Genomic DNA, 12,623 nt, shown 5'->3' with positions numbered 1-12,623 from the left:
CGAGCACTTCCGAGCAGGTCCTGGGCACCGCCCGCGAGGAGAACCCCGTACCCACCCGCTCCCACCCGGTTTGATTCCCCCTTCAGGACGCAGACTGGGTTCATGAGCGAGTATCGGATCGAGCATGACTCGATGGGTGAGGTACGGGTTCCCGCGGGTGCGAAGTGGCGGGCGCAGACCCAGCGGGCGGTGGAGAACTTCCCCGTCTCCGGGCGCGGGCTGGAGGTCCCGCACATCGCGGCGCTCGGCCTGATCAAGGCACTCGCCGCCGAGGTCAACGCGGAGCTGGGGGTGCTCGACAAGGAGCTGGCGCAGGCGATCGCCGAGGCCGCGACCGACGTCGCGGAGAACGAGTGGGACGGCGAGTTCCCCGTCGACGTCTTCCAGACCGGCTCCGGCACCTCCTCCAACATGAACGCCAACGAGGTGATCGCCACCCTCGCCGAGGAGCGGCTCGGCCGTCCCGTCCACCCCAACGACCATGTGAACGCCTCGCAGTCGTCCAACGACGTGTTCCCCACGTCCATCCACGTCGCCGCCACGACCGAGGTCTCGTACCACCTGATCCCCTCGCTGCGGCACCTGGCCACCGCGCTGCGGGACAAGTCGCTGGAGTTCGACGGCGTGGTCAAGGCAGGGCGCACGCACCTGATGGACGCCACCCCGGTCACGCTGGGACAGGAGTTCGGCGGGTACGCCACTCAGATCGACAACGCCATCGCGCGGGTGCGGAGCGCGCTCCCGCGCCTCGCCCAGCTGCCCCTGGGCGGCACGGCGGTCGGCACCGGCGTCAACACTCCTCCCGGCTTCGCGGCCAAGGTCATCGAGAGGCTGCGCGAGGCCACCGGGCTGCCGTTCTCCGAGGCTCCCGACCACTTCGAGGCCCAGGGGGCCCGGGACGCCGTCGTCGAGCTCTCCGGCCAGCTCCGCACGGTCGCGATCTCGCTCAACAAGATCGCCAATGATCTGCGCTGGATGGGGTCCGGCCCCCGGGCGGGACTGGGCGAGATCAACCTGCCCGACCTGCAGCCCGGTTCCTCGATCATGCCGGGCAAGGTCAACCCGGTCGTCCCCGAGGCGGTGACCATGGTCGCCGCCCAGGTCGTCGGGAACGACGCGGCCATCGCCTTCTCCGGCGCCTCGGGCACGTTCGAGCTCAACGTGATGCTCCCGGTCATCGCGCGCAACGTCCTGGAGTCGGTGCGGCTGCTCGCCAACGTCTCCCGGCTGCTGGCCGACCGGTGCGTGCACGGCATCACCGCCAACGTCGACCGCATGCGCGAGTACGCGGAGTCGTCGCCGTCGATCGTCACCCCGCTCAACCCGTACGTCGGGTACGAGGAGGCCGCGAAGATAGCGAAGCAGGCCCTGGCGGAGCGCAAGACCATCCGCGAGGTCGTCATCGAGCGCGGCCACGTCGCCAACGGCACCCTCACCGAGGAGCGGCTCGACGAGTTGCTCGACGTGCTGTCCATGACCCGGCCGCCCTCGTAGACCGTGCCCCCGGCCTGTCGCGGACCGGTGACCGGACCGGCGGTCCCGGCCGCCGGTCGTGGATCGGCGCCCCGATTGACGCCGTAGATCGGTTGCCTGGGAGACTCGGGACATGACCCAGATCAAGTTCTACGGCCGCAGAGATGTGTGGTCCGAGCGGCGTCAGGAGATCTCCGACACCGTCCACGGCTGCCTGGTTGACGTCTGGCAACTCCCCGAGGACAAGCGGTTCCACCGGTTCCTGCTGCTGGACGCCGAGGACATGATCTGCCCGCAGCGGAGCGAGCGGTACCTCATCGTGGAGATCGCCTGTTTCAGCGGCCGGTCGGACGAGGCCAAGCGCTCGCTGATCCGCGCCCTGTTCACCAGGGCCGGGGAGGCGCTCGACCTCCCCGCCGAAGACCTGGAAATCGTGATCATGGAGTCCCCCAAGGTCAACTGGGGCATCCGCGGCCTCCCCGGCGACGAGCTCACGCTCATGTACCCGGTCACCATCTGAGAGCCGCGCGACCCCCGTCGCGACGGGTACGGATCCGCGCAGGGAAGCCATGCTCTGTCGACACCTGCGGCTCAAGGACGCTCTGGGGCCTGAACGGGCGAGGTAACGGATTTGCGACATCGTGGTGCGATATCACCCTTGGGCGACAGGGTTGGGGAGTGCTGACTTCTTTGCCCCCCGCGGACGCCGTGAAGCTGCTGCTGACCACGATCGGCACCGCGACCGGCGCCGACCGCGCCCAGGCCACGGAACTGGCCGCGGAACTGGAATGGTCACACCCGGCGCTCCGGCAGGCCGGTGCCTACATCTCCCATACGCCTGGGGTGGACCTGCCCCGTTACCTGCACCTGCTGCGTACCGTCCCCGAGGACGCCCCGGACCCCGGATCGCGCCGGCGCTCCGACGCCGATCGAGCGGTGGCCCGCGTGTGGGCGCTGACGAGCGCGCGGATCGAGCACACCGATCCCCTGGCGATCCGCGTGCTGCGCGTACTGGCCTGCTACGCACCCGACGACCTGCCGCGCGCGGTGCTGAACGGCCTGGATGACGCCGGGGAGACCGCCCTCACCGATGCGCTGGAGCTGCTGTCCTCCTACGGCGTGGTCGACCTGTCGCCGGACGGCCCGGAGGTGAGCGTGCACCGTCAGGTCCAGGCCGCCGTCGTGGACGGGCTGACCGAGGACGAACACACCGCCGACAGGGCCCTCGCGGCCACCCTGCTGCGGGCCGCGCTGCCCCCGGAACCCGAGCATCCCTCCTCCTGGTCCACCTACGCCCGGCTGCTGGCCCACGCCCTTGCCGTCCTGCCACCCGAGTCCCCTGCCATCGGCTCCATCGTCGATTACCTGCACGCCAACGGTGACCACCACACCGCCCACCCCCTGCAATACCGGCGTCACGCCGTCATGCACGACACCTTGGGCCCGGAACACGCGGACACGCTGACCGCCCGCGTCAATCTCGCCTCATTGACAGGGGAGATGGGGAACGTGATCGAGGCCCGCGACCGGTTCACGGTGCTGGCACCGCTGACCGAACGGATACTGGGCCCAGAACACCCCACCACACTCGACGCCCGCGCCAACCTCGCCTCCTGGACGGGAGAGGCGGGAGATCCCATCGAGGCCCGCGACCGGTTCACGGTGCTGGCACCGCTGACCGAACGGGCACTGGGCCCCGAACACCTCACCACGTTGAGCGTCCAGATGAGTCTCGCCCACTGGACAGGGAATGCGGGGAACGCGCCCGGTGCTCGAGACAGGTTCGCGACACTGGCACCGCTGGTCGAACAGGTTCTGGGCTCCGGACACCCGTACACGTTGGGCGTTCAGACGAGTCTCGCCCGCTGGACGGGAGAAACGGGGAACGCCGCCGCCGCCCGGGACCGGTTCGCCTGGCTGGCAGCGGCGGCCAAGGATGCCCTGGGCCCGGAAAGCCGTACGACGTTGAACATCCAGAGGGGTCTTGCCCGCTGGATGGGAGAAACGGGAGACACGGCCGGTGCCCGGGACCACCTCACGCCTCTGGTACCCCTGGCCGAACGGATACTGGGCCCCGAACACCCGGTCACGCTGAACATTCGCAATGATCTCGCCATCTGCGTGGGAGAGACGGGAGACGCGATCGGGGCCCGCGACCAGTTCACGACGCTGGTACCGCTGCTCAAGCGGGTACTGGGTCCCGAACACCCGGACACGTTGACCGCCCGCGCCTGGCTCGCCGTGTGGATGAGCGAGGCGGGGGACGCCGCCGACGGGATGGATCAGCTGGCGGCGCTGGTACCGATGATCGAACGGGTACTGGGCTCAGAACACCCGATCACGCTGATCGTCCGTGTCCACCTCGCCGATCTGACGGGGGAGACAGGGAACTCGGTCGACGCCAGAAACCGGTTCGCGGTACTAGTACCGGTGATCGAACGGGTGCTGGGCCCAGAACACCCAGTCACATCGACCGCCCGCGTCAACTTCACTTACTGGAAAAAACACGCAAGACGGTCGCTTCTCACGCGGTGGATACCGGGACGTTGACCCCCTTCCCGCCTTTCACCGCCGAGGTCCTCCGAGCCGGACGGCAGGACGAGCCCGGGCCGAGACGGATACCCGCCACATAAACACACGGCGGAGTGTGGGGGTGGGCGACATGGGCCGGGATTCGGGTCATTGCCTAGATTCGGCAGCATGATTGACCTAGCGGGTCGGCAGGCCGTGGTGACCGGGGCGGGCAGCGGGATCGGGCGCGCCTGCGCGCACCGGCTGGCCGCGGCCGGGGCACACGTGCTGGCGGTCGACATCGACGCCGAGGCGGCGGCGAAGGTCGCCGCGGAGATCTCGGGAACACCCGTCGTCGCGGACCTGTCGGAACCGGACTTCGTACGGGCGATCCCGCCCGGCACGGACATCGTGGTGAACAACGCCGGGTTCCAGCACGTCGCCCCGATCGAGGAGTTCCCTCCGGAGGTGTTCTCCAAGATCCTCAAGGTGATGGTCGAGGCGCCCTTCCTGCTGGTCAGGGAGGTCCTGCCGGGCATGTACGAGCGCGGCTGGGGCCGGATCGTCAACATCTCCTCGGTCCACGGGCTTCGCGCCTCGCCCTACAAGTCGGCGTACGTCACCGCCAAGCACGCCCTCGAAGGGCTGTCCAAGACGATCGCCCTGGAGGGCGCCTCCCACGGCGTCACCTCCAACTGCGTGAGCCCCGCCTACGTCCGCACGCCCCTGGTGGAGAATCAGATCGGCGCCCAGGCCGGCACCCACGGCATCGGCAGGGACGAGGTGGTCGAGCAGATCATGCTCGCTCCCGCCGCCGTCAAGCGGCTGATCGAACCGGAGGAGGTCGCCGAGCTCGTCGCCTACCTCTGCGGTCCGCACGGTTCCTTCATGACCGGCACCTCCCTCTCCATAGACGGCGGCTGGACCGCCCGCTGACCCCGGTGAGGACGCCGTGAGGCCGCGCCGGGGACTGGACTGAGGAAGAAAGGAAGGAAGAAGCCGGGTCTGAGCGGCCTCACCGCGACACGAAGCGTCGCAATGAACGGAGAATGGTCGATTTGACATCCTCCTCCTCGTGAACGAGGGGGATTCCCACGGTCGCCCGCGAGGGTTCCTGCTTCGTTGCCGGTCGCCCGCCAAAGAGGACTCTTTGTGAGGTCTTACACCAGCTCCACAGGCGTTTCAGCTCTCCGCCAGCCCGGCGGCGAGTACGTTCTTCGCGGCGTTCACATCACGGTCGTGGACCGCGCCGCAGGCGCATGTCCACTCCCGGACGTTCAGCGGCATCTTCTCCTGCAGCGTTCCGCAGGCCGAGCACAGCTTGCTCGAGGGGAACCAGCGGTCCACGGCCACCACGGTGCGCCCGTACCATTGGGCCTTGTACTCCAGCATGGAGCGCATCTCCCGCCAGGAGGCGTCCGAGATTGCCCGTGCCAGACTCCGATTCCTTACCATGTTGCGGACGGTCAGGTCTTCCACGGCGATCACTTGGTTCTCGCGAACAAGCCGTGTGGTGACCTTGTGCAGATGATCGCGGCGGCGATCGGCGATGCGGGCGTGAACGCGGGCGACCGCGAGTTTGGCCTTCTGCCGGTTCGCCGAACCCTTCTCCTTGCGGGCAAGGTCGCGCTGAGCCTTGGCCAGCTTGCGCCGGTCGCGGCGTTCATGGCGCGGGTTGACGATCTTCTCTCCGGTGGAGAGCGTGGCCAGCGCGGTGATGCCCACGTCCACGCCCACGTTCCGCTTCACGGGCGGGAGAGGGTTGATCTTCTCCTCCACCAGCATGGAGGCGAACCAGCGGCCCGCCGCGTCCTTCGACACGGTGACCGTGGACGGCTCCGCCCCCTCGGGCAGCGGGCGCGACCACACGATCGCAAGCGGCTGATCCATCTTCGCCAGCGTCAACCGGCCCTCGCGCCAGCGAAATGCCGACCGGGTGTACTCAGCGCTCAACCGCGACTTCTTGCGGGACTTGAACGTCGGGTACTTCGCACGCTTGGCGAAGAAGCTCGCGAACGCCGTCTGCAGGTGGCGCAGTGCCTGCTGCAACGGGACCGACGACACCTCGGACAGGAAGTCGTAGTCGCCGCCGCGCTTCCACTCGGTCAGCTTGGCCGACGACTCCACATAGGAAACGCGACGGCCTTGCAGGGTGTAGGCGCGGGTGCGCTCTTCGAGGGCCTTGTTGTAGACCAGGCGGACGCAGCCGAACGTCCGGGCAAGCTCTTCGGCCTGCTCGGGGGTCGGGTAGAAGCGGAACCTGTAGGCCCGCTTCACTGTCTGCGCCATTCTCACATTCTATCGCACGATCAGCTAAGAATCGCGTGTACGTTCGATACGGCGAATCGCCTGCCCTTGTCCTGCTCCGCAGGGGTCCGGTTCCTCCCCCGCCTAAAAGGCGGGGGTTTCCTCGGAGGTAACTGATGAGCACGCGGGTCTTTCTCGAACTGCTGGCCAGGGAGGCTTCGGCGGTCGAGTTCGAGGGGCCCGTTCTCGCGGCGAGGACCGGCGGGGCCGGTGCGGAGACGCTGGCGGAGCTGGAGGAGGCCAAGCTCGCCGCGCTGAAGGTGCGGGCGCTGCTGCGGCGCAGGGCGAAGCGGGAGGCCGAGCTGTCCGCGCTGTTCGACACGGCGGGCGACCTGGCCGGGCTGCGGGACCTGGACGCCGTCCTAGAGGCCATCGTGCACCGGGCCAGGCAGCTGCTCGGCACCGACGCCGCCTACATGACGCTGCACGACCCCGAGCGGGGCGACACCTGGATGCGGGTGACCGACGGCTCGGTGTCGGCGAAGTTCCGGGCGCTGCGGCTGGCGATGGGCGCGGGGCTCGGCGGGCTCGTCGCCCAGACCGCGACCCCGTACTCGACCGCCGACTACTTCGCCGACGAGCGCTTCCGCCACAAGACCGACATCGACGACGCGGTGCTCGAAGAGGGGCTGGTCGCCATCCTCGGCGTACCGCTCAAGCTGGGCGCGCGGGTGATCGGCGTGCTGTTCGCGGCCAACCGGAGCGTGCGGCCCTTCACCCAGGACGAGGTCGTGCTGCTGGGCTCGCTGGCCGCGCACGCGGCGGTGGCGATCGACAACGCCCGGCTGCTGCAGGAGACCAGGAACGCGCTGGAGGAGCTCAGCGAGGCCAACCGGCAGGTGAACGCGCACAGCCAGGCCGTGGAGCGCGCCGCGCTCGCGCACGACCGGATGACCGGCCTGGTGTTGCGCGGCGGCGGGGTCGAGGACGTGGCGGCTGTGGTGACGGAGGTGCTCGGCGGCTCGCTGACGGTGCTCGACGACGCCGGGCACCCGATCGCCGGGGACGCGGGCGTGCTGGAGGAGGACGCGCTGGGCGAGGCGGTGTTCGACCGGCCGGCGTCCGGACCGGGGACGGAAACGGGCCCGGGGGCGGGCCGGAGACCGGGCTCGAAGCCGGGCGCCAGGCGCGGGACGCGGAAGGCCGCGGACGTGATCGCGGACGCCGCGCGGTCGTCGAGGGCGCTGGGACGCACCGTGCGGCAGGGAGACCTGCTGGTCGCGTCGGTGGACGTGGGCGCGGAGCCGCTGTGCACGCTGGTGCTGCGCAACGGCGGCCAGGTGTCGGACGCCGACCAGCGCATCCTGGAGCGGGCCGCGCTGGTGACCGCGTTGCTCCTGCTGTTCAGGCGTACGGTGGCCGAGGCGGAGGGCCGGGTCAGGGGCGAGCTGCTCGACGACCTGATCTCGCGGCCCGCCCTCGACGGCCTGGCCGACCGCGCCCGGCGGGTGGGGGTGAACCTGGACCACGACCACGTGGTGGTCGTGGTCCGCCACGGCGGCGGGCGGGAGCGGGCCGCGTTCTGGGCGTCCTCCCAGGCGACGTTGCACCACGGCCTCGCCGCGCAGCGCGGCGACGAGGTGGTCCTGCTGCTTCCCGGGGACCGGCCGGGACCCCTGGCCAAGCGGGTGGCGGCCGAGCTGAGCGCCTCGCTCGGCCACCCGGCCACCGCGGGCGCCGGAGGGCCCGTACGCGGCACCGCGGAGGTGGCCGCCGCGCACCGGGAGGCGCAGCGCTGCGCCGACGCCCTGGTGGCGCTGGGGAGGGCCGGGGAGGGCGCCGGAGCCAGGGAGCTGGGCTTCGTCGGCCTGCTGGTCGGCGAGGGACGCGACATCGGGGCGTTCCTCGCCTCGGCGCTCGGCCCGGTGATCGACTACGACGCCCGCAGGGGCACCGCGCTGATCCAGACGCTCACCGCGTACTTCGGCACGGGCGGCTCGCTGTCGCGGACGAGCGAGACCCTGCACATCCACGTCAACACGGTCACCCAGCGTCTGGACCGGATCGGCCAGTTGCTCGGCGACGACTGGCAGGCCCCCGAGCGGGCCCTGGAGATCCAGCTCGCCCTGCGCCTGCACCGCCTCAGCGGCTGATCCGGCCGCCGACCGGCCTCGCGGCGGTCGGCCTCACACATCCACATAGGGCGCCTGTCGGCTATGGCGGTCGTACCCATAGGAGTGACGCCGGTCACTACGTACGGTAGCCGGAATCCCCCCAACAGCGATTCCCCTTGGTGAGTGAGATGGCAGAGAAAACCCGTACCCCCATCGGAAAGATCGTGGGTGCCAGCCTCGTCGGCACCACGATCGAGTGGTATGACTTCTTCCTGTACGGCTCCGCCGCCGCGCTGGTCTTCCCGCAGCTGTTCTTCCCCCAGTCGGAGCCGCTGACGGGCACCCTGCTGGCGTTCCTGACCTACGCGGTGGGCTTCGTGGCCCGCCCGCTGGGCGCGCTGGTCTTCGGGCACTTCGGCGACCGGATCGGCCGTAAGAAGCTGCTGGTGGTCAGCCTGCTGATGATGGGCGGGGCGACCTTCCTGATCGGCTGCCTGCCGACCCACGCGGCGATCGGCATGGCGGCGCCGCTGCTGCTGACCCTGCTCCGGCTCGTCCAGGGCTTCGCCCTCGGCGGCGAGTGGGGCGGCGCGGTGCTGATCGTCTCCGAGCACGGCGACGCCGCGCGCCGCGGCTTCTGGGCCTCCTGGCCGCAGGCGGGCGCCCCCGGCGGCAACCTGCTGGCCACCGCCGTGCTGGCGGTGCTGGCCGCGGTCCAGACGGACGAGGCGTTCGTGAGCTGGGGCTGGCGGATCCCGTTCCTGCTCTCCGGCGTGCTGGTGCTGGTCGGCATGTGGATCCGGCTCTCCATCAGCGAGTCGCCGGTCTTCCAGCAGGCGGTCGCCAATGCCAAGCCCTCGAAGTCCCTGCCGATCGTGGAGGTCTTCAGGTACCACTGGCGGGACGTCCTCATCGCGATCGGCGCCCGCTTCGCGGAGAACGTCTCCTACTACGTGATCACCGCGTTCGTGCTGGTCTACGCGACGCAGCAGGCGGGACTGCCCAAGCCCCTCGTGCTCAACGCGGTGCTGATCGGGTCGGCCATCCACTTCGTCTCGATCCCGATGTGGGGGGCGCTCTCCGACCGGCTCGGCCGCCGGCCCGTCTACCTGCTCGGCGCCGCCGGGGTGGGACTGTGGTCCTTCGCGTTCTTCCCGCTGATCGACACGAAGAGCTTCCTCGCCGTCACCCTGGCGGTGACCGTCGGGCTGATCCTGCACGGCGCGATGTACGGCCCGCAGGCCGCGTTCTTCTCCGAGCTGTTCGCCACGAGGATGCGCTACTCGGGCGTCTCGATCGGCTCGCAGCTCGCCTCGATCGTCGCGGGCGCCCTCGCCCCGCTGATCGCGGTCGCCCTGCTGGACTCCTACAAGTCGTCGTTCCCGATCATGCTGTACGTGGCCGGGGCCGCCGTGCTCACCCTGATCACCGTGTACGTCTCGCGTGAGACCCGTGGCCGCGACCTCGTCACCATCGGCACCCACGACGAGGCCAAGACGACCCGCTGAACGGTACGGAGAGACATCTGATGCGCATCGAGAACCGGCCGGTGCCCACCGGCCGGATCACCCAGAACGTCCTGTCGGTCACCGGGACCGGCCGGGACGCCGGGAACGCCTCGGAGGGCGGCGAGACCGTGCTGTTCGTGCACGGGAACGTGTCGAGCTCCGCCTTCTGGCGGGGCACGCTGCTCGCCCTCGCGGGGGCGGGCCACCGGCCGCTCGCCGTGGACCTGCGGGGCTTCGGCGACACCGAGCCCGCCCCGGTCGACGCCACCCGCGGCCTGCGGGACTACTCCGACGACGTGCTCGCCCTCCTCGACGCCCTCGGGCTGGACGGCGTGCACCTGGTCGGCTGGAGCATGGGCGGCGGGGTCGTGCTGCAGGCGCTGCGCGACCGTCCGTCCGCCGTGCGGAGCGTGACCCTGGTCAACCCGATCTCCCCGTACGGCTTCGGCGGCACGCACGGTGCCGACGGCGCGCTGAACCACCCCGACGGCACGGGCGGCGGGGCGGGGGCGGCCAACCCCGACTTCGTGAAGCTGCTCGCGGAGGGGGACACCTCGGACGGCTCCCCGGTCTCGCCGAGGAACGTGATGCGGACCACGTACGTGAAGCCCGGCACGGTGATCGAGGACGAGGACGCCCTGGTCGCGTCGATGCTGTCCACGAGGGTCGGCGAGGACCACTACCCGGGTGACGCGGCGGCGTCGGAGGAGTGGCCGGGGGTCCGTCCCGGCACGCGGGGCGTGCTCAACTCGTTCGCCCCGACGCACTTCCGGATCGACGACCTGCACACGATCGACCCCAAGCCGCCGATCCTGTGGATCAGGGGCGAGGCCGACGTGATCGTCTCCGACACCTCGCTGTTCGACCTGGCCCACCTGGGCGCCCTGGGGGCCGTCCCCGGCTCGCCGGGCACCCCCGCGCAGCCGATGGTCACCCAGACCCGCGCCGCCCTGGAGCGGTACGGCCCGTACACCGAGATCGTCCTGGACTGCGGCCACAGCCCGCACATCGAGCGGCCCGCCGAGTTCCGTACCGCCCTCTCCGACCACCTGAAGCGGAGCTGACCAATGCGCAGTATCAATGGCGACGCTTCGCGTCGCGGTTCGGCCGCTCTTGTCCGGCTCCTTCCCTCGTCACTCATCCGCTTCGCTCCTGCTTACCTGCGACGCTTCGCGTCGCGGTTCGGCCGCTCTTGTCCGGCTCCTTCCCTCGTCACTCATCCGCTTCGCTCCTTCGCTCCTCAGTCCAGTCCCCGGCGCGACCTCACGGCGCTCCTCAGTCCAGTCCCCGGCGCGACCTCACGGAGCACCAAGATCGCCACCGTCGGGCTTGCCGTCCTGACGGTCCTGACCGTCGCCCCGGCGGCGAGCGCGGGGACCTCAGCGGGGACCTCACCGGCACACTGCGCGCGGCTGGACCGGGTGGCGGTGCCGGGTGCCGAGCGCCAGGTGAAGGCCTGCCTGGACGACCTCACGACGGCCGGCACGACCGTCTCCGGGCACACCGACCCGGCCGACTGGGCGGGCCTGCACCCGGCGGGGGCGGTCAACCCGAAGGGCGTGCCCGGCATCCAGGTCGACGGCTACTTCCCCGACACCTCGACCTCCAACACGACGCACGGCTGGAACCACGACTCGCAGTTCGTCCTGCGGCTGCCCGACAACTGGAACGGCGGGCTGGTGGTCACCGGCACCCCGGGCAACCGGGAGCAGTACGCCAACGACTTCACCGTCTCCGACTGGGCGCTGGCCAAGGGCTACGCCTACGCGGTGACGGACAAGGGCAACGTCGGCGTCACCTTCTACAAGGACGGCCGCGAGCCCGGTGACGCGGTCGCCGAGTGGAACGACCGGGTCACGCAGGTCGCGCTCGCGGCCAAGGCCGTCGTCGCCCAGCGCTACGGCAGGCTGCCCGAGCGGACCTACGCCGCGGGCATATCCAACGGCGGATACCTGGTCCGCTGGCAGCTGGAGAACCGGGCCTGGCTGTATGACGGCGGGATCGACTGGGAGGGCACGCTCTGGCGGGTCAAGGGCGACAACCTGGTCAACTACCTGCCTCCGGCGCTGCGGGCCTACCCGGCGGGCGACACCCAGGCGATGTACGACGCGGGCTTCGCCCGCGGCTCGGAGTTCCTGTGGCCGTTCCACTACCAGTACTACTGGGACCTGACCCAGCGCCTCTACCGTGAGGAACTCGACCCCTCCTTCGACGGCGACACCGAGGCGGGCACCCCCTTCTGCTCCTCGGGCACCCCGGCCTGCGACGCCGACTACGACTACGACGCGCGCAAGCCGTACGCTGCGGTGAGGAAGATCGGGCTCACCGGCCGGATCGGCAAGCCGCTGATCACGATCCACGGCACGCTGGACACGCTGCTGCCGATCTCCCGCTCCGGCGACGTCTACGCGGACATGGTCGGCGAGCACCGGCCGTTCCGCTACTACCGGATCACCGACGGCACCCACGTGGACAGCCTCTACGCCTCCTACCCCGACAAGCTCCGCCCGCTGCTGCCGTGCTTCCGCAGCGCGTTCGAGACCCTGGAGGGCTGGGTGGAGCGCAGGCAGAGCCCGCCGCCGAGCGCGACCCTGCCGAGGCCCTCGACCGGCGACCTGCCCAACGAGTGCCGGCTGGGCGTGTGACATCCCCACCCGCCGACCCACCACCCGTGTGACGACACCGCCGCACGGCACCACACCACCCGTGTGACGACACCGCACGGCACCACACCACCCGTGTGACGACACCGCACGGCACCACACCACCC

The 12,623-nt window shown here is 70.3% G+C and carries 9 protein-coding genes; 8 read left to right on the top strand and 1 reads right to left on the bottom strand.

Annotated features, from left to right (window positions below):
* The first annotated feature begins 102 nt into the window (after positions 1-102).
* The 4 genes from AB0G15_RS08865 to AB0G15_RS08850 all read left to right on the top strand — a co-directional run bounded on the left by AB0G15_RS08865 (position 103) and on the right by AB0G15_RS08850 (position 4,920).
* Positions 103-1,494 carry a class II fumarate hydratase gene (locus AB0G15_RS08865; protein WP_362836809.1) on the top strand — a complete coding sequence of 464 codons (1,392 nt, stop codon included), beginning with the start codon at positions 103-105 and terminating at the stop codon, positions 1,492-1,494.
* A gap of 112 nt (positions 1,495-1,606) precedes the next feature.
* Positions 1,607-1,993, top strand: coding sequence for a tautomerase family protein (locus AB0G15_RS08860; protein WP_362685086.1), 387 nt, complete (start codon positions 1,607-1,609; stop codon positions 1,991-1,993).
* Positions 1,994-2,151: 158 nt separating this feature from the next.
* On the top strand, positions 2,152-4,023 hold the full coding sequence (locus AB0G15_RS08855) for a tetratricopeptide repeat protein (RefSeq protein ID WP_362836807.1): 1,872 nt from the start codon (positions 2,152-2,154) through the stop codon (positions 4,021-4,023).
* Between the two features lie 150 nt (positions 4,024-4,173).
* Positions 4,174-4,920, top strand: a complete 747-nt coding sequence (locus tag AB0G15_RS08850; RefSeq protein WP_362836805.1) for a 3-hydroxybutyrate dehydrogenase — start codon at positions 4,174-4,176, stop codon at positions 4,918-4,920.
* Positions 4,921-5,166: 246 nt separating this feature from the next.
* Here the strand turns inward: AB0G15_RS08850 and AB0G15_RS08845 are convergent, their stop codons facing one another.
* Positions 5,167-6,273, bottom strand: coding sequence for an RNA-guided endonuclease TnpB family protein (locus AB0G15_RS08845; protein ID WP_362836803.1), 1,107 nt, complete (start codon positions 6,271-6,273; stop codon positions 5,167-5,169).
* 134 nt (positions 6,274-6,407) lie between these two features.
* Between AB0G15_RS08845 and AB0G15_RS08840 the strand changes: the two genes are divergently transcribed.
* The 4 genes from AB0G15_RS08840 (at position 6,408) to AB0G15_RS08825 (ending at position 12,498) form a co-directional block, all read left to right on the top strand.
* Complete coding sequence (locus AB0G15_RS08840; protein WP_362836801.1) at positions 6,408-8,384, top strand: helix-turn-helix domain-containing protein; 1,977 nt, start codon at positions 6,408-6,410, stop codon at positions 8,382-8,384.
* A gap of 149 nt (positions 8,385-8,533) precedes the next feature.
* Entirely contained in the window at positions 8,534-9,853 is a 1,320-nt protein-coding gene (locus tag AB0G15_RS08835) for an MFS transporter (protein WP_362836799.1), read from the top strand.
* 20 nt (positions 9,854-9,873) lie between these two features.
* Positions 9,874-10,917 carry an alpha/beta hydrolase gene (locus tag AB0G15_RS08830; protein WP_362836797.1) on the top strand — a complete coding sequence of 348 codons (1,044 nt, stop codon included), beginning with the start codon at positions 9,874-9,876 and terminating at the stop codon, positions 10,915-10,917.
* Between the two features lie 357 nt (positions 10,918-11,274).
* Positions 11,275-12,498: a tannase/feruloyl esterase family alpha/beta hydrolase gene (locus tag AB0G15_RS08825; protein WP_362836795.1), complete on the top strand. Its 1,224-nt coding sequence runs from the start codon at positions 11,275-11,277 to the stop codon at positions 12,496-12,498.
* The last annotated feature ends 125 nt before the right edge of the window (positions 12,499-12,623 follow it).

It is taken from the genome of Streptosporangium sp. NPDC023825 (assembly GCF_040639575.1).
GTDB lineage: Bacteria > Actinomycetota > Actinomycetes > Streptosporangiales > Streptosporangiaceae > Streptosporangium.
The sequence above is the reverse complement of the archived record's forward strand: the minus strand, read 5'-3'. Positions and strand labels throughout refer to the sequence as shown.

What these genes read in the sequence shown, in the direction of transcription:
- AB0G15_RS08860 (WP_362685086.1), top strand. Translation starts at nt 1,607, where the DNA reads ATGACCCAGATCAAGTTCTACGGCCGCAGAGATGTGTGGTCCGAGCGG.
- AB0G15_RS08830 (WP_362836797.1), top strand. Translation starts at nt 9,874, where the DNA reads ATGCGCATCGAGAACCGGCCGGTGCCCACCGGCCGGATCACCCAGAAC.
- AB0G15_RS08845 (WP_362836803.1), bottom strand. Translation starts at nt 6,273, where the DNA reads ATGGCGCAGACAGTGAAGCGGGCCTACAGGTTCCGCTTCTACCCGACC.
- AB0G15_RS08850 (WP_362836805.1), top strand. Translation starts at nt 4,174, where the DNA reads ATGATTGACCTAGCGGGTCGGCAGGCCGTGGTGACCGGGGCGGGCAGC.
- AB0G15_RS08840 (WP_362836801.1), top strand. Translation starts at nt 6,408, where the DNA reads ATGAGCACGCGGGTCTTTCTCGAACTGCTGGCCAGGGAGGCTTCGGCG.
- AB0G15_RS08835 (WP_362836799.1), top strand. Translation starts at nt 8,534, where the DNA reads ATGGCAGAGAAAACCCGTACCCCCATCGGAAAGATCGTGGGTGCCAGC.
- AB0G15_RS08865 (WP_362836809.1), top strand. Translation starts at nt 103, where the DNA reads ATGAGCGAGTATCGGATCGAGCATGACTCGATGGGTGAGGTACGGGTT.